This window comes from Streptomyces sp. NBC_01006 (assembly GCF_045162725.1).
Lineage (GTDB): Bacteria > Actinomycetota > Actinomycetes > Streptomycetales > Streptomycetaceae > Streptomyces.
This window is the reverse complement of the sequence record NZ_CP108700.1, coordinates 6,274,185-6,296,492: the sequence shown is the minus strand read 5'-3', so window position 1 is coordinate 6,296,492 and position 22,308 is coordinate 6,274,185. Positions and strand designations below refer to the sequence as shown.

Below are 22,308 nucleotides of genomic sequence, written 5' to 3'. Positions count from 1 at the left end.
CTCATCCACTCCTGCCCATTAGCGACGGTTGACCGTCGCCCCCCGAGCCGGCGGTCGCGGCTTGGTGCTCCGAGACCCCGGCGTCTCTCCAACTTGTGAACCTTAAGTCGAGCCTTTGGCCCTCCAGACGTCAAGAGGCTGACGCAGAACGAATCGGTCAGTACCGGTCATAAGTATGAGAGACATCCCTCTGGATCGTGTTACGGTCGCTGAGGCAACCGGTTCTCTGCGGCTTTTCCGGCCGGATCGGGTGCCTCGTAATGACGGCGCTACGCAAGGAGGTGTTCGGGATGAGTCCCGATCGAAGTCTTTGCAGCGCTCTCGTCGGCTGACCTGATCGGCTGATCTTTCCCTGAGTACGCACGGCCGCGGTACACCGCGGTGCGGCTGCGGCGCACGCCGCCGCCCCGTGCGGTTCTGCATTCCTTCTTTCTTTCTCCCCCTCCCTTCCCTTCCGCATGCCCCGGCGCTTCCGCCGGGCGTGCGTCATCCATGCCCCTCGGCGTGCCCGGCGGCGTTTCGCGCCGCCCTGCGCCGACCCATGATCACTCCACGTGACCGTGCGGCTTCGCGCTGCCCGGACGCAGTGGAGGGAGGTATTCGTCATGACCATGCTCACCCCCCGTACCCCCACCAAGCTCGCCCCGCCGGGCAGGGGCCGCCGCGAGCGCAAGGCCGCCGAGCTGGAGAGCCGTACCCGGCTCGCCGGCGAGCGGCTCTCCGGATTCAGCGCCCGCCCGGGCGCCACCGTCCTCCAGGAGCTCAGCGCCACCCGCAGCGGCCTCACCCACGCCGAGGCGGCCCTGCGCCTGGAGCGGCACGGGGCCAACGTCGTCGCTCACGAGCGCGCCCCGCGCTGGTGGGTGCAGCTGGCGAAGGCGTTCTGGAACCCCTTCATCGGAGTCCTCGTCTTCCTCGCCGCCGTCATGTGGTGGCAGGACCCGGCCGATCCCGGCGTCGTCATCCTCTCCGTGATGGTGGGGATCAGCGGGCTGCTGCGCTTCTGGCAGGAGTTCCGCTCCGGCCGGGCCGCCGACGCGCTGAAGCAGCTCGTCACCACCACCTGCGCGGTGCAGCGCCGGGCCGGCAGCGGTTCGGCGCCCACCACCTTCGAGGTGCCCATGGACCGGGTGGTCCCTGGCGACGTGGTGAAGCTGGCGGCCGGCGACCTGATCCCGGCCGACCTGCGGCTCATCACCTCCAAGGACCTGATGGTCGGCCAGGCCGCGCTGTCCGGCGAGTCCCTGCCGGTGGCCAAGGCCGACACTCGATCCGAGGACCTCGGCCTGGGGGTCCCCCCAGCGGAGCGAGGGGGAGAGACCACCGACCCGGTCGAGGCCGACAACCTCTGTCTGATGGGGACTTCGGTCACCTCCGGCACCGCCACCGGCGTGGTCGTCGCCACCGGCGCCGACACCTACTTCGGTTCGATGGCCGGCTCGCTGGTCGGCGAGCGCCCGCAGACCAACTTCGACAACGGCGTGCGCAAGGTCAGCTTCCTGCTGATCCGTTTCATGCTGGTCATGGTCCCGGTCGTGTTCGCGATCAACGGCCTGACCAAGGGCGACTGGGACGAGGCCTTCCTCTTCGGCATCGCCGTCGCCGTCGGCCTGACCCCCGAGATGCTGCCGATGGTCGTCTCCGCCAACCTGGCGCGCGGCGCGGTCGCCATGTCCCGGCGCAAGGTCGTCGTCAAGCGGCTGGGCGCGATCCAGAACCTGGGCGCCATGGACGTGCTCTGCACGGACAAGACCGGCACCCTCACCGAGGACCGGATCGTCCTGGACCGCTACCTGGACGTGCACGGCGACGAGGACAACGAGGTCCTGGAGTACGGGTACCTCAACTCCCACTTCCAGACCGGCCTGAAGAACCTGATGGACCAGGCGGTCATCAACCGGGTGGACGAGGCCGAGGAGGTTGTCGTCGACGCACGGTTCTCGATGGTCGACGAGATCCCCTTCGACTTCGCCCGCCGCCGGATGTCCGTGGTCCTGGACCGCAACAGCATCGTCGGCGACCTCGGCCGCCCCGAGCACGTCATGATCACCAAGGGCGCGGTCGAGGAGGTCCTGGACCTCTGCACCCACGTGCGGGACCGCGGTGAGAAGGTCGAACTCACCGAGCGGCTGCGCAGCCACGTCACCCGCATCGCCGAGGACAACAACCGCCGGGGCCTGCGCGTCCTCGCCGTCGCCACCCGCACCATGGGCACCCCGCGCGAGACCTACTCCGTCGCGGACGAGGAGCAGCTGACCCTGGTCGGCTTCCTCGCCTTCCTCGACCCGCCGAAGGCCGACGCCGCCCGGGCCCTGCAGGCCCTGGCCGACAAGGGCATCACGGTAAAGGTCGTCACCGGCGACAACGACCTCGTGGCCGCCCGGGTCTGCGCGGACGTCGGGGTCGACGTCGGGCACGTGGTGCTCGGCACCGAGATCGACGCCCTCGACGACACGGCGCTGCGCGCGCTGGCCGCCCGTACGACGGTCTTCGCCAAGGTCAACCCGGTCCAGAAGGCCCGGATCGTACGGGCCCTGCAGGCCGACGGGCACACCGTCGGCTTCCTCGGGGACGGCATCAACGACGCCGCCGCGCTGCGCGACGCCGATGTCGGCATCTCCGTCGACACCGCGGTCGACATCGCCAAGGAGTCGGCGGACATCATCCTGCTGGAGAAGGACCTGACCGTCCTGGAGCAGGGCGTGATCCAGGGCCGGACCACGTTCGGCAACACCATCAAGTACATCAAGATGACGGCGTCGTCGAACTTCGGCAACGTCTTCTCGGTCCTGGTGGCGAGCGCGTTCATCCCGTTCCAGCCGATGGTCGCGATCATGCTGCTGGTGCAGAACCTGGTCTACGACATCGCGCAGCTGGCGACGCCGTGGGACCGGATGGACGAGGAGTACTTGCGGGGGCCCCGCAACTGGGACGCCAAGGGCATCGGCCGGTTCATGGTCTGCATCGGCCCGATCAGCTCGATCTTCGACATCGCGATGTTCGTGATCATGTGGAACGTGTTCGCGGCCAACAGCGAGGCGCACCAGGCGCTGTTCCAGTCCGGCTGGTTCATCGAGGGCCTGCTCTCGCAGACCCTGATCGTCCACATGATCCGCACCCGGAAGATCCCCTTCATCCAGTCCCGTGCCTCCTGGCCGGTGATGGTGATGACCGTCCTCGCGGTGCTGACCGGGCTGTACCTGCCCTTCTCGCCGCTGGCCGCCTCGCTGGGCTTCGTGGCCCTGCCGGCGAGCTACTTCCCGTGGCTGATCGGCGTACTGCTGGCGTACTGCACGCTCACTCAGCTCCTGAAGACCCTGTACATCCGCAAGTTCGGCACCTGGCTGTAACGCCCGGCAGAAGACCGCAAGAGGACAGAGGAGGGGAGAAGCCGATGCTGCTCAACGAATGGGAGATGGCCGGACACCTCGCCGCCGCGCTCGGCTTCGGAGCGGCGATCGGCCTGGAACGGCAGTGGCGTGCCCGGATGGCCGGACTGCGGACGAACGCCCTGGTGGCGGGCGGGGCGGCGCTGTTCGTGCTGCTCTCGCAGTACGGGTTCATCGGCGCCGTCTCGGAGGTCCAGTACGACGGCCCCCGCGTCGCCGCCCAGATCGTGTCGGGCATCGGCTTCCTCGGCGCCGGCGTGATCATGCGCGACGGGCTGAGCGTACGGGGCCTGAACACGGCCGCCACCCTGTGGTGTTCGGCGGCCGTGGGCTGCCTGGCCGGCACCGGGATGTTCGTCCTGGCGGCCTTCGGCACGGCGGGCGTGGTGGGAGCCAACCTCCTGCTGCGCCCGCTGGGCCGGCGCCTGGACCGCGAACCGCGCGGCGGGGCGGAGGTGGCCACCGACTTCCACTTCGAGGCCGTGTGCCTGGAGGCGGAGGAGGCTCACATCCGCCACCGGCTGGTCGACGCGCTCGGCCGGCCCGGCTACACGCTGCGCTCGATCCGCAGCCAGGACGGCCCGAAGGCCGGCCTGGTGACGGTGGCGGCGCTGCTGACCGCCGAGGGGGCGGCGGGGGGCCGGATGCTGGAGGAAGCGGTCAGCAACCTCTCGCTCGACCCGTCCGTCTCGGCGGTCAGCTGGTCGGTCGTGCCCGACTCCGCTACTTGAGGGTGGCGGAGGTCAGGCCGGCCTGGATCTGGCGCTGGAAGGAGAGGTAGACCGCCAGCATCGGGATGATCGCGATGGTGGCGCCGGCGAACAGCACCGGCAGGTCCGTCTCGTAGCCCATCTGGTACTGGAGCTGGATGAGGCCCTGGGTGAGCATGTAGCGCTCGGGGTCTCCGGTCGTCTGCGGCTGCATCAGCACGGCGGGCAGGATGTACTGGTTCCACTGGCCCAGGACATTGAATATCCCGACGCTGATCAGGCCGGGCTTGGCCATCGGCACCATCACCTGGAAGAAGATCCGGGTGTCGGAGGCCCCGTCGATGACCGCCGCCTCGTAGATCGCCGTCGGCAGCGTCCGGAAGAAGGAGTGCATGAAGAAGACGGTGAACGGCATCGAGTAGGCGACGTAGACCAGGATCAGGCCCTGGTAGGTGTTCAGCATGTCGAAGCGCTTGACCATGAAGAAGAGCGGGACGAGCGCCAGGAAGACGGGGAACATCGCCCCGCTGACGAAGAAGTAGTAGACGACCCGGTTGCCCCGGAAGGGATAGCGGGCCAGTACGTACGCGGCCATCGAGCCGAGCAGCATGGTCAGCGGGACCGAGAAGACGAGCACGATCAGCGTGTTGGCGAAGTAGTCGCCGATGCCCTTGGTCCAGGCCCGCGCGAAGGCGTCGAAGTGCCAGTTGGAGGGCCAGCTCAGGGCCGAGCCGCCGATCTGCGCGTCGGTCTTGAAGGCACCGAGCGCGAGCCAGATCAGGGGCAGCACGATCATTATCGCCCAGATGGCGAGGAATCCGTGCGAGAAGACGTTGAGGACCGTGCCCTCGGAGCCGCGCTTGTCCCGCCCCTTGTCCCGCTCCTTGGTCCGTCCGGGCCCGCCGGACCGCTCCGCGGCCGCTTCGCCCGGAGCCTTGATCACTGTGGACTCTGCAGTCATCGTGGCACTCCTCTCAGAACTCGATGCGCTCGCGGCGGGTGGCGCGCAGCGTGATGACGGAGAGGATCATGGTCAGGACGAGCATGACCACGCCCATGGCGCAGGCGTAGCCGCTCTTGCCGAAGTACAGGAAGTTGCGCATCAGGACCGTCGCCATGACCTCGCTGTGGTGGTCGGGGCCGCCGCCGAACTGTTGTGAGGTCATGGTCGACACCAGGACGAACATGTCCATCGCGGCGATGCCCAGATAGACCGCGGCGGTCTGCACAGAATCCCACAGCAGGGGCAGGGTGACCCTGAAGAAGGTCTGGGCGCGCCCGGCGCCGTCGAGCAGCGCGGCCTCGTAGATGTCCTTGGGGACGGACTGCATGGCCGCGGAGAACAGGACGAGGTAGAAGCCGACGCCGTGCCAGACGACGATGAACAGCAGGCACCAGAGGACGAGGTTGGGCTCGTTGAGCCATTCGACGGGGTGCTGTGCGTCGATCAGGCCGATCTTGGTGAGGAAGCCGTTGAGCAGGCCGCCCTCGTCACTGCGGTAAATCGCGCCGAAGAGCACGGCGAGGATGGCCAGGGAGAGGACCTGCGGGAAGAAGTAGATGATCTTGTAGAAGCGCGAGCCGCTGACGCCCTGCACTCCGCCGGCCCCGCTGCGCCCTCCCGCGTTCACCATGAAGGCGAAGAAGAGGGCGAGCAGGATGGTGATCACCGGGACGAACACCAAGAGCAGCAGGTTGTGCCAGAGTGCGCCGCGGAAGACCTCGTCGTTCAGCAATGCCGAGTAGTTGTCCAGGCCGACGAAGTCGAACGTCGGTGACTGGCCGCTCCAGTTGGTGAAGGAGTACCCGAACGTCTGTACGTACGGCCAGATGACGAAGGTCAGGTACAGCGCGAGGGGCGCGAGGAGGAAGCCGGCGATGAAACCGCCCTTCCCTCTCCCCTGGGCTACATGGCTCATGGTGTCCGTCCCTGCGGTGTCAGCTGCGGTGGTTGTTCTTGGCGTTCGGGTCCTTCGCCGCCTTGTCTACCGCAGCCTGGGCCCTCTTGATCCACTCCTTTGGCTGAATCCGCTGGGCCATCAGCTCATTGGACGCATTCTGGATCTCGGTGTCCATCTCGCTGTACCAGTCGGGGTAGCGGTAGGCGAAGGTGTTGCCGCCCGCCGCCTTGAGCGCCTCCACCGCCGACTGGGTGCCCGGCCGCAGCTTGACGCTCGGGTCCACGCCGTCCTTCACCACGGTGAGCGAGTTGGCCTGCTGGGCGAAGATCGTCGCCCACTCCCGGGACAGCATCGAGCGGAGGAACTCGAAGCCCGCGGCCTTGTTGGCCGCCTTCTCCGGGACGATGAAGGGCTCGTCGACGCCGGCCCGGATGGCCTCGAAGGGCAGCTTGCTGTCGGCGAGCAGCGGCATCGGCAGGAACTTCATGTCGAAGTCCTCCGGGGTCTGCTTCAGCTGCTCGTTCTCCAGCCAGGAACCGGAGGGGATGAAGGCGGCCTTGTACTGGTTCCAGGCGGTCTGGGACTCCGTGTGGGTGAGACCGTTGGTGCCCGGCATCAGCAGGCCCTTCTCGACCACCTCGTAGACCGCCTCGACGGCGGCGAGGGCGGCCGCGTTGCCCTCGAAGGCGTTCGGCTCCAGGTTGTCGATCGCCTTCATGGCCTCCAGACCGCCCTTCTTGGCGATCAGGTCCATGATGACGACGTTGATGTAGTACGGGTACTTGCCCTGGTGGGCGAGGCCGCCGATGCCCGCCTCCTTGGCCTTGGTACAGACGGCCAGGAACTCGTCCCAGGTCTTCGGCGGCGCCCAGCCCTTCTCCTTGAAGAGCTTGCCGGAGTACCAGAAGCCGAACACGGCGTACACGTACTTCAGCACGACGTACTTGCCGCCCTGCAGGCCCTGTTCGTAGGCGCCCTCGACCAGGGTGTCGCGCACCTTCTTGGCCGGGTCGTCAAGCGAGGGCGCGTCGAGCACGGCGGTGAGGTCGGCGAGCTGGCCGCCCTTGGCGAGCACGTCCAGCTTGATCTGCTGGGCGCCCGAGTCGTCGATGACGTCCGGCGGGTTGCCGCCGTTGAAGCGCGGCTGGAGCTTGGCGGTGATCTCCTGGGTGCCGAGGTGGGAGCTGGTGGTACCCCACTTCTTGTCGAAGGCGGCCTCCCAGGCCTTCGCGTAGTCGTCGCCGAACCCGCCCTTGAAGACGACGACGTCGAGCTTGCCGCCCTTGGCGACACCGAAGGGGTTCTCCTTGGACACGACCCCCTTGTCCGGGCCCTTCGTCGAGCCGTCCCCACCGCCGGAGGCGCAGGCGGACAGGAAGCTCATCGTCGGCACCGTGATCAGTCCGAGTGCCGCGGAGCGCTTGATCAGATCACGGCGCCCGAGTCCCTCACCAGTGGATCCCATGCTCATGTCCTCGCCTTCGTCAGAAGTGTGAAGGAGGCCGGAAATCACGGCGGTTGCCGTGCATGCGGACATCACCGCAGGTCCCCCGTCCATCCCCCGGTCCCGAGCCGCTCGTACCGCGGTGATCCGGACGGGCACAGGTATAGTCCACTTCCGCTCGTGTGAGCAAGATCATGCACACGGATGTCCGTCAGCTTTTCCGAGTTGAGACCTCCCCGAAACCTGGACCCTGCCCGGCAAAACGGAAGGGCCGTACCCCCTTAACGGGGATACGGCCCTTTGGTGCCGATGTGCTCAGCGGTGACTAGCCGCGGATCAGGTTCCGGAGCACGTACTGCATGATGCCGCCGTTGCGGTAGTAGTCCGCCTCACCGGGGGTGTCGATGCGGACGACCGCGTCGAACTCCACACCGGTGTCGGTGGTGACCTTGACGGTGCGCGGGGTGGTGCCGTTGTTCAGCTCCTCCACACCGGTGAAGGAGAAGGTCTCCTCGCCGGTGAGGCCCAGCGCGGCCGCCGAGGCGCCCTCCGGGAACTGCAGCGGGAGCACGCCCATGCCGATCAGGTTCGAGCGGTGGATGCGCTCGTAGGACTCGGCGATGACGGCCTTGACTCCGAGCAGCGCGGTGCCCTTGGCGGCCCAGTCGCGGGACGAGCCCGAGCCGTACTCCTTGCCCGCCAGGATGACCAGCGGGATGCCGGCGGCCTGGTAGTTCTGGGAGGCGTCGTAGATGAACGCGACCGGCGCGCCCTCGACGGTGAAGTCGCGGGTGAAGCCGCCCTCGGTGCCCGGCGCGATCTGGTTGCGCAGGCGGATGTTGGCGAACGTACCGCGGATCATGACCTCGTGGTTGCCGCGGCGGGAACCGTACGAGTTGAAGTCGCGGCGCTCGACACCGTGCTCGGTGAGGTACTTGCCGGCCGGGGTGTCGGCCTTGATCGCACCGGCCGGGGAGATGTGGTCGGTGGTGACCGAGTCGCCCAGCTTCGCCAGCACGCGCGCGCCGGCGATGTCGGAGACCGGGGTGGTCTCCATCGTCATGCCCTCGAAGTAAGGGGGCTTGCGGACGTAGGTGGACTGCGGGTCCCACTCGAAGGTGTTGCCGGTCGGGATCGACAGCGCCTGCCACTGGGCGTCGCCCGCGAAGACGTCCTGGTAGGACTTGCTGAACATGTCCTCGCCGATGGCGTTCGCCACGACGTCGTTGACCTCGGCCTCGGAGGGCCAGATGTCCGCGAGGAAGACCGGCTTGCCCTCGGTGTCGGTGCCGATGGCGTCCTTGGTGATGTCCACCTTCATGGAGCCCGCGATGGCGTACGCGACGACCAGCGGCGGGGAGGCCAGGTAGTTCATCTTGACGTCGGGGTTGATCCGGCCCTCGAAGTTGCGGTTGCCGGAGAGCACCGAGGTGACCGCGAGGTCGTGCTCGTTGATCGCCTTCGAGATCTCCTCGTCCAGCGGACCGGAGTTGCCGATGCAGGTGGTGCAGCCGTACCCGACGAGGTTGAAGCCCATCTTGTCCAGGTACGGGGTCAGGCCGGCCTTGTCGAAGTAGTCGGTGACGACCTTCGAGCCCGGGGCCAGGGTGGTCTTGACCCACGGCTTGCGGGACAGGCCCTTCTCGACCGCCTTCTTGGCCACGAGCGCCGCGGCGACCATGACGTAGGGGTTCGAGGTGTTGGTGCAGGAGGTGATCGCGGCGACGGTGACGGCGCCGTGGTCGATCTCGAAGGAGGTGCCGTCGGCCAGGGTGACCCGGGTCGGGCGGGTCGGCACGCCGTTGGAGGCGGCCGGGGCGTCGGACGCCGGGAAGGACTCCTTGCCCGCCTCGTCGTCGTCCTCGACGTAGTTGCGCACGTCCAGGGCGAACTGCTGGGAGGCGTTCGCGAGGACGATGCGGTCCTGCGGGCGCTTCGGACCGGCGATGGAGGGGACGACCGTGGAGAGGTCGAGCTCCAGCTTCTCGGAGAAGTCCGGCTCGGCGGCCGGGTCCAGCCACAGACCCTGCTCCTTGGCGTACGCCTCGACCAGGGCGACCTGCTGGGCGTCGCGGCCCGTCAGGCGCAGGTACTTCAGCGTCTCGTCGTCGATCGGGAAGATCGCGGCGGTCGAGCCGAACTCCGGCGACATGTTGCCGATGGTGGCGCGGTTCGCGAGGGAGGTGGCGGCGACGCCCTCACCGTAGAACTCGACGAACTTGCCGACGACGCCGTGCTTGCGGAGCATCTCGGTGATGGTCAGCACGAGGTCGGTGGCGGTGGTGCCGGTGGGCAGCTCGCCGGTCAGCTTGAAGCCGACGACGCGCGGGATCAGCATGGAGACCGGCTGGCCGAGCATCGCGGCCTCGGCCTCGATGCCGCCGACGCCCCAGCCCAGCACGCCCAGGCCGTTGACCATGGTGGTGTGCGAGTCGGTGCCGACGAGGGTGTCGGGGTACGCCTGGCCACCCCGGACCATGACGGTACGGGCCAGGTGCTCGATGTTGACCTGGTGGACGATGCCGGTGCCCGGGGGGACGACCTTGAAGTCGTCGAAGGCCGTCTGGCCCCAGCGCAGGAACTGGTAGCGCTCCTTGTTGCGGCCGTACTCCAGCTCGACGTTCTGCGCGAAGGCGTCCTTCGTGCCGAACTTGTCGGCGATGACCGAGTGGTCGATGACCATCTCGGCGGGCGAGAGCGGGTTGATCTTCGCCGGGTCGCCGCCGAGGGCCTTCACGGCCTCACGCATGGTGGCGAGGTCGACGACGCAGGGGACGCCGGTGAAGTCCTGCATGATCACGCGGGCCGGCGTGAACTGGATCTCCTCGCTGGGCTGGGCCTGCGAGTCCCAGTTGCCGAGCGACCGGATGTGGTCGGCGGTGATGTTCGCGCCGTCCTCGGTGCGGAGCAGGTTCTCCAGCAGCACCTTCAGGCTGTAGGGAAGGCGGGCAGCGCCCTCAACCTTGTCCAGCCGGAAGATCTCGTACGACTCGTCGCCCACCTGCAGCGTGCTGCGGGCGTCGAAGCTGTTCGCCGACACGACAGTCTCCTTCATGCATGAAATTCGCGCGTTTTACCGCAATCCTGCCGCCACGCCCTGCGGCCAATCCGCTAAGGTAAGGCTAAGTTAGGTGAGCCTTACCAGCAGGGGCGGCTGCGGTACGCCTTCGGCAGATATCTCGATGTCGAGATAACTCTAGTGCATTGCCGCGCCCTGGTCATGCACGGCATGGGCCAGATCACAGCGAAGACCTGCCCGCGGCCGCGCGCGGAGGCGTACGCGACGACGTACGTACGGTCAGTGCGGCCGGGACGGTCAGCTGGCCGGGCACTGCCGCCTCCGGGGATTCCAGCAGCGCGACCAGTGCGGCGACGGCGCTCTCCCCGATCACCTCCGGGCGCAGGGTCACGGTGCTCACCGGCGGGTCGCCCGCCGCGTACGAGGGGTCCTCGCTCGCGCAGACGAGCAGCAGCTCGTGCGGTATCCGCAGCCCGTGCCGGGCGGCGGCGGCCAGCACCTGGCGGCCGCCCGGGTCGTACACGCAGTACACGGCGTCGGGGCGGGGGCGGCCGGGGCCGGCGAACACGGGATCGAAGGCGTGGCCCGGGGCGTCCTCGGGGTCGAAGGGGACCACCAGCGGCTGCGCCCCGCGCTCGGCGCACCAGCGGGTGTAGGCCAAGGTGACGGCCCCGGTGTAGTACTCGCGGCCGTACGCGGAGTGCAGCGCGATCCGGGTGGCCCCGGCGGCCGCGAGGTGGTCGAGGACCTCGCGGGTGGTGGCCTCGTGGTCGTTGTCCACCCACACGTCCCCGGGCCGCGGGTCCGGGGGCCGGCCGTCGAAGACCACCGGCAGGCCGCGGGCCCGCAGGGCGCGGAGCACCGGATCGCCGGCCGGGCTGTCGAGGAGCAGCATCCCGTCGACGGCGAGGGTGTGCCACAGCGGCTCCGCGCCGCGGTCGGCGGGCAGCAGGGTGAGGGCGTAGCCGCGGGCGTGGGCGGCCGCGGTGGCGGCGGTCAGCAGCCGGGAGAAGTAGGCGATCTCCACGTAGTTCCAGGCCGAGCCCGCGTACGTGGTGACGGCGAGGCCGAGCGTACGGGTGCGGGGGCCGCGGCGGGCGCTGTAGCCGAGGGCGGCCGCCACCTCGCGGACCCGGCGGCGGGTGGACTCGCCGACGCGGCCGGTGCCGCCCAGCGCGTGGGAGACGGTCGCGGTGGAGACCTCCGCGGCGCGCGCGATGTCGGCGATGGTCGGTCCGGGGCCGGGCACGGGGTCATCGTACGGACGGCGGTGCGGATTTCGTCGGCCGCGGCGGGTTCTGGTTAAGGGGTTAATCAAACAGTGTCCTGGCCACACCGACGTTTTGGAGTGGCCATGACCTCTTCTTCCTTCTCTTCCTCCCTGTCCCGGCGGGGCCTTCTCGGGGCCGTCGGGGCGGCGGGTGCGGCCGGACTGCTGGGCGCGGGGCCCGCGGCCGCGGCCTCGGCCTCGGCCACCGCCTCCGGCGGGCGCGGCTCGGCCGCCCTGGTGATCCACAACGCCCGGGTGTTCACCGGGACCACGGGCGGCGGGGCCCCGGTGGAGGCGGTCGCGGTCGGGCGGGACGGGAAGGTCCTGGCCACCGGGAGCGGTTCGGCGGTGCGCCGGCACGTCGGGCGGGACACCGAGGTCGTCGACGCGCGCGAGAACACCGTGATGAGCGGCATCCACGACGGCCACGTGCACCCGCTGGGCGCCGGCGACCGGTCCCTGCGGCCCTCGCTGGAGGGGGCGGAGACCACGCTGCCCGAGCTGCGGGAGCTGCTGGCCGGCTTCCTCGCCGACACCGGGGGCGCGGACGCGGAGCCGGACCGCTGGCTGGTGGTGGAGGACTGGAATCCGGTCGGGCTGCTGCCGACCGGGAGCGTGCCGCACCACTCGATGCTGGACGCGCTGGCGACCCGTAGACCGGTCGCGCTGGTCGGCGGCGACGGGCACAACCTCTGGGCGAACCGGCGGGCCCTGGACATCGCCGGGATCACGGCGGCCACCCCGGACCCGGTCGGCGGCCGGATCGTGAAGGGGCCGGACGGGCAGCCGACGGGGGTCCTGAAGGACGACGCGCAGGACCTGGTGAAGCGGCACATCCCGGAGCCCTCCCGGGCCGAACTGGTCGCGGCCTGCGCGAAGGTGCTGGAGCTGGCGGCGGCGTCCGGGGTCACCACGATGATGGACGCGCTGGTCGGGCGGCACGAGCTGGAGCTCTACCAGGCCCTGGCGGCGGCGGGGAAGCTGCCGCAGCGGATCGTGCCGGCGATCCGGCTCGACGCCGGGCAGACCAAGGACCCGGCCGCCGCGCTGGCGTACGCGCGCGGGCTGCGCAGGGAGTTCGAGGGGGTACGGGGCCTGCGGTTCGGGATGGTCAAGGTGTTCCTGGACGGGGTCATCGAGTACCCGGCGCAGACGGCCGCGCTGCTGGAGCCGTACCTGGACGGGAACGGGAAGCCGACGGCGAACCGGGGCGAGCTGTACACCTCGGCGGCCGACTACGGCCGGCTGACGGCGGCGTTCAACAAGGCCGGCTGGCAGCTGCACGCCCACGGGCTCGGAGACCGGGCGGTACGGACCGCTTTGGACGGATACGCGTACGCCCGCCGGGTGACCGGGCAGCGGGACGCGCGCAACGCGATCGCCCACCTGCAGATCGTGGACCCGGCGGATCTGCGGCGGTTCGCGCAGCTGGGCGTCGCGGCGTGCATGCAGCTCCAGTGGGCGGCGCAGGACACCTGGACGATGGACGCGCTGCTCCCGTACATCGGTCCGGAGCGCCACCGGTGGATGTACCCGGCGCGCAGCCTGGAGCGGGCGGGGGCCCGCCTGACCGGCGGCTCGGACTGGCCGGTGGACGCGCTCCAGGTGTGGAACCAGCTGCGGACCGCGATCGACCGGCAGGGCGCGTACGGGACGGGCGAGCTGTACCGGGAGCTGGAGGGGCTGAGCCGGAACTCGGTGCTGCGGATGCACACGGCCGGGACGGCGTGGCAGCTGAGGCAGGAGGGGCTGACGGGGACGGTGGAGCCGGGCAAGGCGGCGGACCTGGTGCTGCTGGACCGGGATGTGACCCGCTGTCCGGTGGCCGACATCAGCGGGACGGGCGTACGGATGACCCTGGTCGGCGGCCGGGTGGTGCACGACGCGGACTCGGCGGCGGGCCGCGCCGCGGCGGCCCGGGCGGCCCGCACGGGGTCCGGACCGCGCCCGGCGGCGTACGCGGCGGTGCACGGCGGCCGCCACCACGCGTGCGGCCACTAAATCTGCATAATGAGGTGGATGTCCATAATTGGAGCGATGCGTTGGGAGACGGGTGGAAGCGACACGCCGAGCATCTGACGGTCGGTAACACCCGTCTGCCACACCCGACGCAGGGGGCATCTCATATCTGAGATACGGTGCACCCATGGCAGACGACTACCTCGTACGCATCGGCAAGCTCATCCGTGACGCCCGTCAGCACCGGGGCTGGACGCAGAGTCAACTCGCGGACGCACTGGGCACCAGCCAGAGCGCCGTGAACCGGATCGAGCGCGGCAACCAGAACATCAGCCTTGAGATGATCGCCCGAATCGGTGAAGCTCTCGACAGCGAGATCGTCTCTCTTGGCTACGCCGGCCCGATGCATCTGCGGGTCGTCGGCGGCCGCCGGCTGTCCGGCGCCATCGACGTCAAGACGAGCAAGAACGCCTGCGTGGCGCTGCTGTGCGCCTCGCTGCTCAACAAGGGCCGTACGGTGCTGCGCCGGGTCGCCCGCATCGAGGAGGTCTACCGGCTCCTCGAAGTCCTGAACTCCATCGGTGTCCGCACCCGCTGGATCAACGAGGGCGTGGACCTGGAGATCGTCCCGCCGGTCCGCCTCGACATGGACGCCATGGACGCGGACGCGGCCCGGCGCACCCGGAGCATCATCATGTTCCTGGGCCCGCTGCTGCACCGGATGGACCAGTTCCGCCTGCCGTACGCCGGCGGCTGCGACCTCGGTACCCGCACCATCGAGCCGCACATGATCGCGCTGCGCCGCTTCGGCCTGGACATCACCGCGACCGAGGGCATCTACCACGCGAAGGTCGAGGCGGGGGTCTCCCCCGGCCGCCCGATCGTGCTGACCGAGCGCGGGGACACGGTCACCGAGAACGCGCTGCTGGCCGCCGCCCGGCACGACGGCGCCACCGTCATCCGCAACGCCTCCTCCAACTACATGGTCCAGGACCTGTGCTTCTTCCTGGAGGCGCTCGGCGTACGCGTGGACGGCATCGGCACGACGACGCTGACCGTCCACGGCATCCCGAACATCGACGTGGACGTGGACTACTCCCCCTCCGAGGATCCGGTCGAGGCGATGAGCCTGGTCGCCGCCGCGGTGGTCACGGAGTCGGAGCTGACGATCCGCCGGGTCCCGATCGAGTTCATGGAGATCGAGCTCGCGGTACTGGAGGAGATGGGCCTCGACCACGACCGCTCGGCGGAGTACACGGCGGACAACGGCCGTACCCGCCTGGTCGACCTGACGGTCCGCCCCTCGAAGCTCGAAGCCCCGATCGACAAGATCCACCCGATGCCGTTCCCCGGGCTGAACATCGACAACGTCCCCTTCTTCGCGGCCATCGCGGCCTCGGCCCAGGGCCAGACGCTGATCCACGACTGGGTGTACGACAACCGGGCCATCTACCTGACGGACCTCAACCGCCTCGGCGGCCGCCTCCAACTCCTTGACCCCCACCGCGTCCTGGTCGAGGGCCCGACGCGCTGGCGCGCGGCGGAGATGATGTGCCCGCCGGCCCTGCGCCCCGCGGTGGTCGTCCTCCTGGCGATGATGGCGGCGGAGGGCACCTCGGTCCTGCGCAACGTCTACGTCATCAACCGCGGCTACGAAGAACTGGCGGAACGCCTCAACTCGGTGGGCGCCCAGATCGAAATCTTCCGCGACATCTAGCCCGCGCCCGGCTCGCACGCCGAAGCCCCGCCGTCCTCCCGCCCCGCGGGAGCGGCGGGGTTTCGGCGTGTGCTGCCGGAGCCGCCGGGGAGTTGGCGTGAAAGGGGTTCGTGCGGGGTGGGTGGCGCGCGTACGATGCGGCGGTTCCGCAGAGTGTTGATCTCGGGGGGTCATCCATGTTCCACCGTCGGAGGTTTGCCGTGGCAGCGGTCGTGGGGGTGGTGGTCGTGCTCGGGAGTGGGTGCGAGGATCCGGCGCCGAAGAAGGGCCCGGCGGGGGTGAGCAGCGCTGCCGCCGCCACGCCCTCGCCCTCGCCCTCGCCCAGTACGCCCGCGATGCCCTCGCTGGTCGGGCAGAAGTTCGCCGACGCCGAGGGCGCTGCGAAGAAGCTGGTCTCCAAGCCCGTCGAGGCGCGCAGCGCCTACTCCGACGTGCCGCTGGCCGCGGACCACACGGCCTGGGCCGTCTGCTTCCAGACCCCGGCGGCCGGGGTCCCCGTGGAGCCGGCGTCCACCGTCGAGCTCTCCCTCGTCGCGCCCGGCCGGCCCTGCCCGGACAAGGCCGGCGCCGCCCTCGCCCCCTCCAAGGCCCCGGCGGCGAGCCCGACTCCCGCCCCGCCGAAGCCGAAGACCTCGCCCCCGACCGACGGCGGCTCCACCGGCGGCGACGGAGGCGCCAGCGGTGCGGGGAGCGGCGCGTACTACAAGACCTGCGCCGAGGCCAAGGCCGCAGGAGCGGCGCCCATGCGGCGCGGCCGGCCTGGGTACCGCGAGGCCCTCGACCGGGACAAGGACGGCATCGCCTGCGACAAGTAGCCGTTCGCACGGGGGCGCCTGCCGACCGGCTGGATTCAGCCGGTCGGCAGGCGGCCTCCTCGGCGTGGCGGCCGTCGGACGTGCAGAATCGGGCCCGTCGGTACGGTGTCGAGGGGGCGGCCATGGCAGTGGGAACACGGACGGACGGCAAAACCGGTGGTACGGAGGTTCCCGCGCTCGCGGGGGTCCCGCTGCTCGGTTCCCTCTTCGACCTGAAATCGGACTCGCTCGGGACGTATCTGCGTGCCCAGCAGCGGCACGGCGACGTCGTACGGATCACCGCCGGGCCGCCCGGGCTGCGCGCCGAGCTCTACGGCGTCTTCTCCGCCGAGGGCGCGCAGCAGGTCCTGGCCGCGGAGTCCGCCAACTTCCGCAAGGACAACACCTTCTACCAGGAGCTCCGGGACTCCTTCGGGAACGGCCTGCTGACCAGCCAGGACGAGGACTACCTGCGTCAGCGGCGGCTCGTCCAGCCGCTGTTCACCAAGCGCCGGGTGGACGGCTACGCGGGAGCCGTCGCCGCCGAGACCCGGGCCGTCCTCGCGGGCTGGGAGCAGGCTCCGGGCGCGGTGGTCGACGTCGGCGAGGAGATGATGCGGCTCGCCCTGCGCGCGGTCGCCCGCATCCTCTTCGGCACCGACGTGGAGACCACCGTCGACGTCGTCGACCGGTGCTTTCCGGTCATCACGGAGTACGTGCTGCGCCGCGGGTACTCCCCCGCCAACATCCCGCGCAACTGGCCCACTCCGGGCAACAAGCGGGCCGCCGCCGCGATGGACGAGCTGTACGCGGCGTGCGACACCATCATCGCCGCGCGGCGCGGTGGCGATACGGCCGCCGGTTCGGGCCCCGGCGAGGACCTGCTGAGCCTGCTCGCCGCCGCCTCCAGCACGGACGACGGGGAGTTCGACGCCGCCGAACTGCGCGACCAGGTGCTGATCTTCCTGCTCGCCGGGCACGAGACGACCGCCACCTCGCTCGCCTTCTCCCTGCACCTGCTGGCCCGCCACCCCGAGCAGCAGGCGAGGGCCCGCGAGGAGGTCTCCCGCGTCCTGGACGACCGTACGCCGGAGGCCGCCGACCTCGACCGGCTGCCGTACCTCACGCAGGTCCTCAAGGAGGCGATGCGGCTCTACCCGGCGGCCCCGGTGATCGGCCGCAGCTCGGTCGCGGCCACCGAGGTCGGGGGCCTGGTCATCCCGGCGGGCGCGGACGTGATCCTGGCCCCGTGGGTGACGCACCGCCATCCCCGCTACTGGCCGGACCCGGACCGCTTCGACCCGGACCGCTTCACCCCGGAGGCGGAGGCCGGCCGCCCCCGTTACGCCTGGTTCCCGTTCGGTGGCGGCCCGCGCGCCTGCATCGGGCAGCACTTCTCGATGCTGGAGTCGGTGATCGCGCTGGCGATGATCCTGCGGAGCCACGAGTTCGAGGCCGTGGACACCGAGGTCCCGGTCAGCGCCGGAATCACGCTGCGGGCGGACGGCCCGATCCGCTGCCGCATCCGGGACGTGACCGAGTGACCCGCTGAGTGACCCGCTGACCGATGCCCCTCTGACCGATGGTCTGCTGACCGATGACCCGCTAGACGGCCGCCGGCGTGTGGTTGCCCTTGAGGCGTTCCAGGTCCGAGGGCCGGACCTGGATCGCGAACAGCGCGATGACCGCCGCGATCAGGGCGAAGCAGGCCGCGACGACGAACGCGGCGCTCACGCCGGAGGTGAGCACCTGGTCGCCCCACGGGTCCGGCAGCTGGCCGGTGCGCAGGAACATGGCCTTCTGGGCCTGATCGGCCTGGCTCAGGAAGGCCGGGACCTGGTCGTGGGCCTCGTTGCGGCTGGCCGTGCCGAACACGGTGACCAGGATGGACAGGCCCAGCGAGCCGCCCACCTGCTGCGTCGTGTTGAGCAGTCCGGAGGCCGCGCCCGACTCCCGGTCGGCGACGTTGGACAGGGCCATCAGGGTCAGCGAGACGAACTGCATGCCCATGCCGAGGCTGAACACGAGCATCGGACCCAGGATGCTGCCGAGGTACGTGGAGTGGATGTCGGTCTGCGTCAGCCAGGCCAGGCCGGCCGCCGAGCACAGCGCGCCCGTCACCATGAAGGGTTTCGGCCCGAGCTTCGGCAGCAGCTGGGAGGTGACGCCCGCGCCGACGGCGATGACGACGCTCACCGGCAGGAAGGCGAGGCCCGCTTCCAGCGGGCTGAACCCCAGAACGTTCTGCACGAACAGGGTCAGGAAGAAGAACATGCCGAACATCGCGCAGGCGAGGAAGAGCATGATCCCGTAGGACCCGGCCCGGTTGCGGTCGGCGAACATGTGCAGCGGCGTGATCGGCTGTGCCGAACGCCGCTCGTTGAGGAAGAACAGCAGGAGCAGGACCACGGCCGCCCCGAAGGAACCGAGGGTGATCGGGTCGGTCCAGCCCTCCTCGGCGGCGCGGATGAAGCCGTAGACGAGCGCGACCATGCCCAGGGTGGACAGCAGTGCACCGGCGAGGTCGAAGTGTCCGGGGTGGCGTTCGGACTCGTGGATGACCCGCCTGGCCATGAAGGCGATGGCCAGGGCGATCGGGACGTTGACGAAGAGGACCCAGCGCCAGCTGAGCCATTCGACGAGGATGCCGCCGGCCAGCAGTCCGATCGCGCCGCCGCCCGCCGAGACGGCGGCGAACACGCCGAACGCCCGGTTGCGGGCCGGGCCTTCACGGAAGGTGGTGGAGATCAGTGCCAGCGCGGTCGGGGAGGCGATGGCGGCGCCGACGCCCTGCAGGGCCCGGGCGCCCATCAGCTGGCCCTCGTTCTGTGCGAGTCCGCCCAGCATCGAGGCCAGGCCGAAGAGCAGCACGCCGGAGATGAACACGCGCTTGCGGCCGAGGATGTCGCCGGTGCGTCCGCCGAGCAGGAGCAGTCCGCCGAAGGTGAGGGTGTACGCGTTGACGACCCAGGACAGGCTCTCGGTGGAGAAGCCGAGGGCCGTCTGGATGTGCGGGAGCGCGATGTTCACGATGGTGATGTCGAGAACGACCATGAGCTGGCAGGACGCGATGACGAACAGCGCGAGCCCGTTGCCACTACCTCGGACCTTGCCGTCGGTCTCGTTGCTGGTCGGCGTTGCGTTCCCATCCACCTTTCGACGCTAAACCTGGAGCGGGGGGTACACCACTCGAATGGCCTAGGCTGCATGACATATACAGTGTGCCATTTCACATGACACACTCCGATCATGGATGATTTCCTCAGGCTCTCCGCGAGCACCGGCCGCTTCACGTACGGCGCCCCGCGCGCGTTCTCCTTCGGGGACGACGGCCGGCTGCTCTGGTTCCTCCGCTCCACCGGCCCCACCGACGCCTTCGACAGCCTCTGGGTCCTGGACACCGCCACCGGCGCCGAGACCCGGCTCGCCGACCCCCGCGAGCTGTCCCCCGAGCCCGGCGCCCTGCCGGCCGCCGAACGCCGGCTGCGGGAGCGGACCCGGCTCGTAGCCGCCGGGATCGGCTCGTACGCGCTCTCCGGGGACGGCCGCAGCGCGGTGTTCCCGCTGTACGGGCGGCTGTACCGGGTGGGTTACGAGGGGCTCGGCGAGGGGTCCGGCAAGAGGAACGGGCAGCCGCCCGAGGAGATCCCGGCCGCCGGGCCCGCCCTCGATCCCCGCCTCAACGCCGACGGCTCCCGCACCGCGTACGTCACCGGCGACGCCCTGCACACCTCCCCCGGCGGCCGGATCAGCCCCGCCGACGGAGCCCGCTGGGGACTCGCGGAGTTCGCCGCCGCCGAGGAGCTGGGCCGGGACCGGGGCCACTGGTGGTCCCCCGACGGCCGGACCCTGCTGGCCGCCCGCGTGGACGAATCCGCCCTCCAGCGGCGCCACTTCACCGATCCCGCGCACCCCGAGCTCCCGGCCGAGGACTTCGCGTACCCCGAGGCGGGCGGGCCCAACGCCGGGGTCCAGCTGTGGGTGCTCCACCCGGACGGCGCCCCGGTACGGCTCGACTGGGACGCGGCGGCGTACCCGTACGTCTCCGACGCCGACTGGGAGTCGCGGACGGAGATCCTGCTGACCGTCCAGGACCGGCTCCAGCAGAACGTACTGCTGCTCACCGCCGACCCGGCCACCGGCCGTACCCGGGAGCTGTCACGTACCGTGCACCCCCACTGGGTCGACCCGCTGCTGCCCGGCACCCCGGCCCGGCTCGCCGACGGGCGGATGCTCACCGCCGCCGACACTCCGGGCGGCGCCGCCCGCGGCCTCGCCCTCGACGGGGAACTGCTGACCGGGAACGGGATCCAGGTCCGCCGGGTGGCCGGGGTCCACCAGGGCCGGCTGCTGATCGAGGCCGGGCAGCGCGACCCCGCCGAGCAGCAGGTGCTGCTCCTCGACCCCGACACCGGGGAGCTGACCCCGCTCGCCGACGGACCCGGCGTGCACAGCGTTCGGGCCTCGGCCGGGACGCTGCTCCTGACCAGCGCAGACGCCGCCGGGATCCGGCACGGCGTACGCACCGCCGACGGGCGCGCGTTCGTACCCGGCGACCTGTCCGCGCCGCTGCCCTACCGCGTGGCCCCGGTGCTGGAGCGGGTGACCGAGCACGGCATCCCCACCGCGCTCGTACTCCCCCGCGGCCATGTCCCCGGCCGGCGGCTGCCCGTGCTGATGGACAGCTACGGCGGCCCCGGCTACCAGGACGTGTCCGCCGAGCCGCGCCGCTGGCAGCAGCGCCAGTGGTGGGCCGACCGGGGCTTCGCGGTGGTGACCGTCGACAACCGCGGGACCCCGTACGTCTCGCCCGCCTTCACCCACGCCATGTACCGCGGGTTCTCCGAGGTCACCCTGGACGACCAGGTCGCGGCCCTGCACGCACTCGCCGCCCGCCACGGCGACCTGGACCTCGGCCGGGTCGGGGTGCGCGGCTGGTCGTACGGCGGCTACCTCTCCGCGATGGCGGTGCTGCGCCGCCCGGACGTCTTCCACGCCGCGGCGGCCGGGGCCGCGCCGACCGACTTCCGCCAGTACGACACGGCGTACACCGAGCGGTACCTGGGCCTGCCCCAGGACCACCCGGACGTCTACGAGCGGGACTCCCTGATCCCCGACGCCCCGCACCTGGCCCGGCCGCTGCTGCTGATCACGGGCCTGGCCGACGACAACGTCCACCCCTCGCACACCCTGCGGCTCTCGCAGGCACTGACCGACGCGGGCCGTCCCCACCAGCTCCTGGCCCTCCCCGGCGTCACGCACATGACCCCGAACGGAACCCGCGAGAAGATCACGGCGCTGGAGCTGGAGTTCTTCCGCCGCGAGCTGGCCTAAGAGGCGGACGTCCCCGCCGCGAAGGCGAGGATCGCGGGCGCCGCCTCGTGCAGGCTCGCGAAGTGGCGGTGCACCCCGTCCACCGGGGCCGGTGTGTTGACCCCCCACACGGTCATGCCGGCCCGCAGCCCGGACTCGACGCCGGACGGCGCGTCCTCGATGACCAGGCAGTCCTGCGGCCTGGCACCGAGGCGCTCCGCGGCCAGCAGGTAGGGGACCGGCGAGGGCTTGCCCTCGGCGACGGCGGCCGCGTCCACGAGTACGCCCGGCACCGGCAGTCCGGTCCGGGCGAACCGCCCGCGCACCCGGTGCTCGTAGTTCGAGGTCACCAGCGCCCAGCATCCTGAGGGCAGGCCGGACAGCAGCTCCGGCGCACCGGGGAAGGCGGCATAGGCGCCGGAGCGGACGTCTTCGTCCTCCAGTTCGTGCAGCGCGGACAGGCAGGCCTGCGGGTCCTGCCCGGGCGCCACCTCGGCGAAGGTCTCCATGGGACGGGTCCGCAGCGCCACGCGGTGGACCGCGTCGGGGTCGAGTCCGTACCGCGCCGCCCACGTCGCCCAGACCCGGCGCTGGTTCGCCACCGCGTCGATCAACGTGCCGTCGACGTCGAAGAGGACGAACTTCGCGGGGCCCGGCCGGGTGATTTCGCTGGTCACGCCGTGATCATGCCATCAGCCCGGACGGTGGTCCGCCGCGGGGCTCCCCTCGGCCGGCTCGGACGACGGAGGGCCCCGGAGCCGATCGTGTCGGCGCCGGGGCCCTCCTCCTTCT

At 70.5% G+C, this 22,308-nt stretch carries 14 protein-coding genes; 7 read left to right on the top strand and 7 right to left on the bottom strand.

Going from position 1 to position 22,308, the window contains the following annotated elements; all coding sequences use genetic code 11:
• Positions 1–605 precede the first annotated feature (605 nt).
• Both mgtA and OG509_RS28705 read left to right on the top strand, forming a co-directional pair.
• Positions 606–3,350 (top strand): magnesium-translocating P-type ATPase, encoded by a 2,745-nt coding sequence (gene mgtA, locus OG509_RS28710; protein WP_406185429.1) that lies wholly within the window; start codon positions 606–608, stop codon positions 3,348–3,350.
• A gap of 44 nt (positions 3,351–3,394) precedes the next feature.
• Positions 3,395–4,120: an MgtC/SapB family protein gene (locus OG509_RS28705; protein ID WP_406185427.1), complete on the top strand. Its 726-nt coding sequence runs from the start codon at positions 3,395–3,397 to the stop codon at positions 4,118–4,120.
• On the opposite strand, the gene OG509_RS28700 is transcribed toward OG509_RS28705, so the two are convergent.
• The 5 genes from OG509_RS28700 to OG509_RS28680 form a co-directional block, all read right to left on the bottom strand.
• Complete coding sequence (locus tag OG509_RS28700) at positions 4,113–5,060, bottom strand: carbohydrate ABC transporter permease (protein WP_406185425.1); 948 nt, start codon at positions 5,058–5,060, stop codon at positions 4,113–4,115. The genes OG509_RS28705 and OG509_RS28700 overlap by 8 nt on opposite strands.
• Positions 5,061–5,073: 13 nt before the next feature.
• On the bottom strand, positions 5,074–6,018 hold the full coding sequence (locus tag OG509_RS28695) for a carbohydrate ABC transporter permease (RefSeq protein WP_406185424.1): 945 nt from the start codon (positions 6,016–6,018) through the stop codon (positions 5,074–5,076).
• A 19-nt stretch (positions 6,019–6,037) separates the two neighbouring features.
• The gene (gene ngcE, locus OG509_RS28690) at positions 6,038–7,465 is read right to left on the bottom strand and encodes an N-acetylglucosamine/diacetylchitobiose ABC transporter substrate-binding protein (protein WP_389592186.1); all 1,428 of its coding nucleotides are present in this window, start codon (positions 7,463–7,465) and stop codon (positions 6,038–6,040) included.
• Between the two features lie 304 nt (positions 7,466–7,769).
• Positions 7,770–10,484 (bottom strand): aconitate hydratase AcnA, encoded by a 2,715-nt coding sequence (gene acnA, locus OG509_RS28685; protein ID WP_406185423.1) that lies wholly within the window; start codon positions 10,482–10,484, stop codon positions 7,770–7,772.
• A gap of 199 nt (positions 10,485–10,683) precedes the next feature.
• Positions 10,684–11,712 (bottom strand): LacI family DNA-binding transcriptional regulator, encoded by a 1,029-nt coding sequence (locus OG509_RS28680; protein WP_406185422.1) that lies wholly within the window; start codon positions 11,710–11,712, stop codon positions 10,684–10,686.
• A 105-nt stretch (positions 11,713–11,817) separates the two neighbouring features.
• Between OG509_RS28680 and OG509_RS28675 the strand changes: the two genes are divergently transcribed.
• From OG509_RS28675 to OG509_RS28660, 4 genes are all read left to right on the top strand, one after another.
• The gene (locus tag OG509_RS28675) at positions 11,818–13,734 is read left to right on the top strand and encodes an amidohydrolase (RefSeq protein ID WP_406185420.1); all 1,917 of its coding nucleotides are present in this window, start codon (positions 11,818–11,820) and stop codon (positions 13,732–13,734) included.
• Between the two features lie 145 nt (positions 13,735–13,879).
• Positions 13,880–15,409: a helix-turn-helix domain-containing protein gene (locus tag OG509_RS28670; RefSeq protein ID WP_385587957.1), complete on the top strand. Its 1,530-nt coding sequence runs from the start codon at positions 13,880–13,882 to the stop codon at positions 15,407–15,409.
• Positions 15,410–15,609: 200 nt separating this feature from the next.
• Positions 15,610–16,224 carry an excalibur calcium-binding domain-containing protein gene (locus OG509_RS28665; RefSeq protein ID WP_406185418.1) on the top strand — a complete coding sequence of 205 codons (615 nt, stop codon included), beginning with the start codon at positions 15,610–15,612 and terminating at the stop codon, positions 16,222–16,224.
• A 122-nt stretch (positions 16,225–16,346) separates the two neighbouring features.
• Complete coding sequence (locus OG509_RS28660) at positions 16,347–17,747, top strand: cytochrome P450 (RefSeq protein WP_406185417.1); 1,401 nt, start codon at positions 16,347–16,349, stop codon at positions 17,745–17,747.
• Positions 17,748–17,808: 61 nt separating this feature from the next.
• Here the strand turns inward: OG509_RS28660 and OG509_RS28655 are convergent, their stop codons facing one another.
• On the bottom strand, positions 17,809–19,356 hold the full coding sequence (locus OG509_RS28655; protein ID WP_406185416.1) for an MFS transporter: 1,548 nt from the start codon (positions 19,354–19,356) through the stop codon (positions 17,809–17,811).
• Between the two features lie 96 nt (positions 19,357–19,452).
• Between OG509_RS28655 and OG509_RS28650 the strand changes: the two genes are divergently transcribed.
• Positions 19,453–21,537, top strand: coding sequence for a prolyl oligopeptidase family serine peptidase (locus OG509_RS28650; RefSeq protein ID WP_406185415.1), 2,085 nt, complete (start codon positions 19,453–19,455; stop codon positions 21,535–21,537).
• On the opposite strand, the gene OG509_RS28645 is transcribed toward OG509_RS28650, so the two are convergent.
• Positions 21,534–22,193 (bottom strand): HAD family hydrolase, encoded by a 660-nt coding sequence (locus OG509_RS28645; RefSeq protein ID WP_406185414.1) that lies wholly within the window; start codon positions 22,191–22,193, stop codon positions 21,534–21,536. The genes OG509_RS28650 and OG509_RS28645 overlap by 4 nt on opposite strands.
• Between the last annotated feature and the right edge of the window lie 115 nt (positions 22,194–22,308).

Coding starts and splice junctions, on each gene's coding strand:
- mgtA (WP_406185429.1), top strand. CDS start 606: ATGACCATGCTCACCCCCCGTACCCCCACCAAGCTCGCCCCGCCGGGC.
- OG509_RS28705 (WP_406185427.1), top strand. CDS start 3,395: ATGCTGCTCAACGAATGGGAGATGGCCGGACACCTCGCCGCCGCGCTC.
- OG509_RS28700 (WP_406185425.1), bottom strand. CDS start 5,060: ATGACTGCAGAGTCCACAGTGATCAAGGCTCCGGGCGAAGCGGCCGCG.
- OG509_RS28695 (WP_406185424.1), bottom strand. CDS start 6,018: ATGAGCCATGTAGCCCAGGGGAGAGGGAAGGGCGGTTTCATCGCCGGC.
- ngcE (WP_389592186.1), bottom strand. CDS start 7,465: ATGGGATCCACTGGTGAGGGACTCGGGCGCCGTGATCTGATCAAGCGC.
- OG509_RS28675 (WP_406185420.1), top strand. CDS start 11,818: ATGACCTCTTCTTCCTTCTCTTCCTCCCTGTCCCGGCGGGGCCTTCTC.
- OG509_RS28670 (WP_385587957.1), top strand. CDS start 13,880: ATGGCAGACGACTACCTCGTACGCATCGGCAAGCTCATCCGTGACGCC.
- OG509_RS28660 (WP_406185417.1), top strand. CDS start 16,347: ATGGCAGTGGGAACACGGACGGACGGCAAAACCGGTGGTACGGAGGTT.
- OG509_RS28650 (WP_406185415.1), top strand. CDS start 19,453: ATGGATGATTTCCTCAGGCTCTCCGCGAGCACCGGCCGCTTCACGTAC.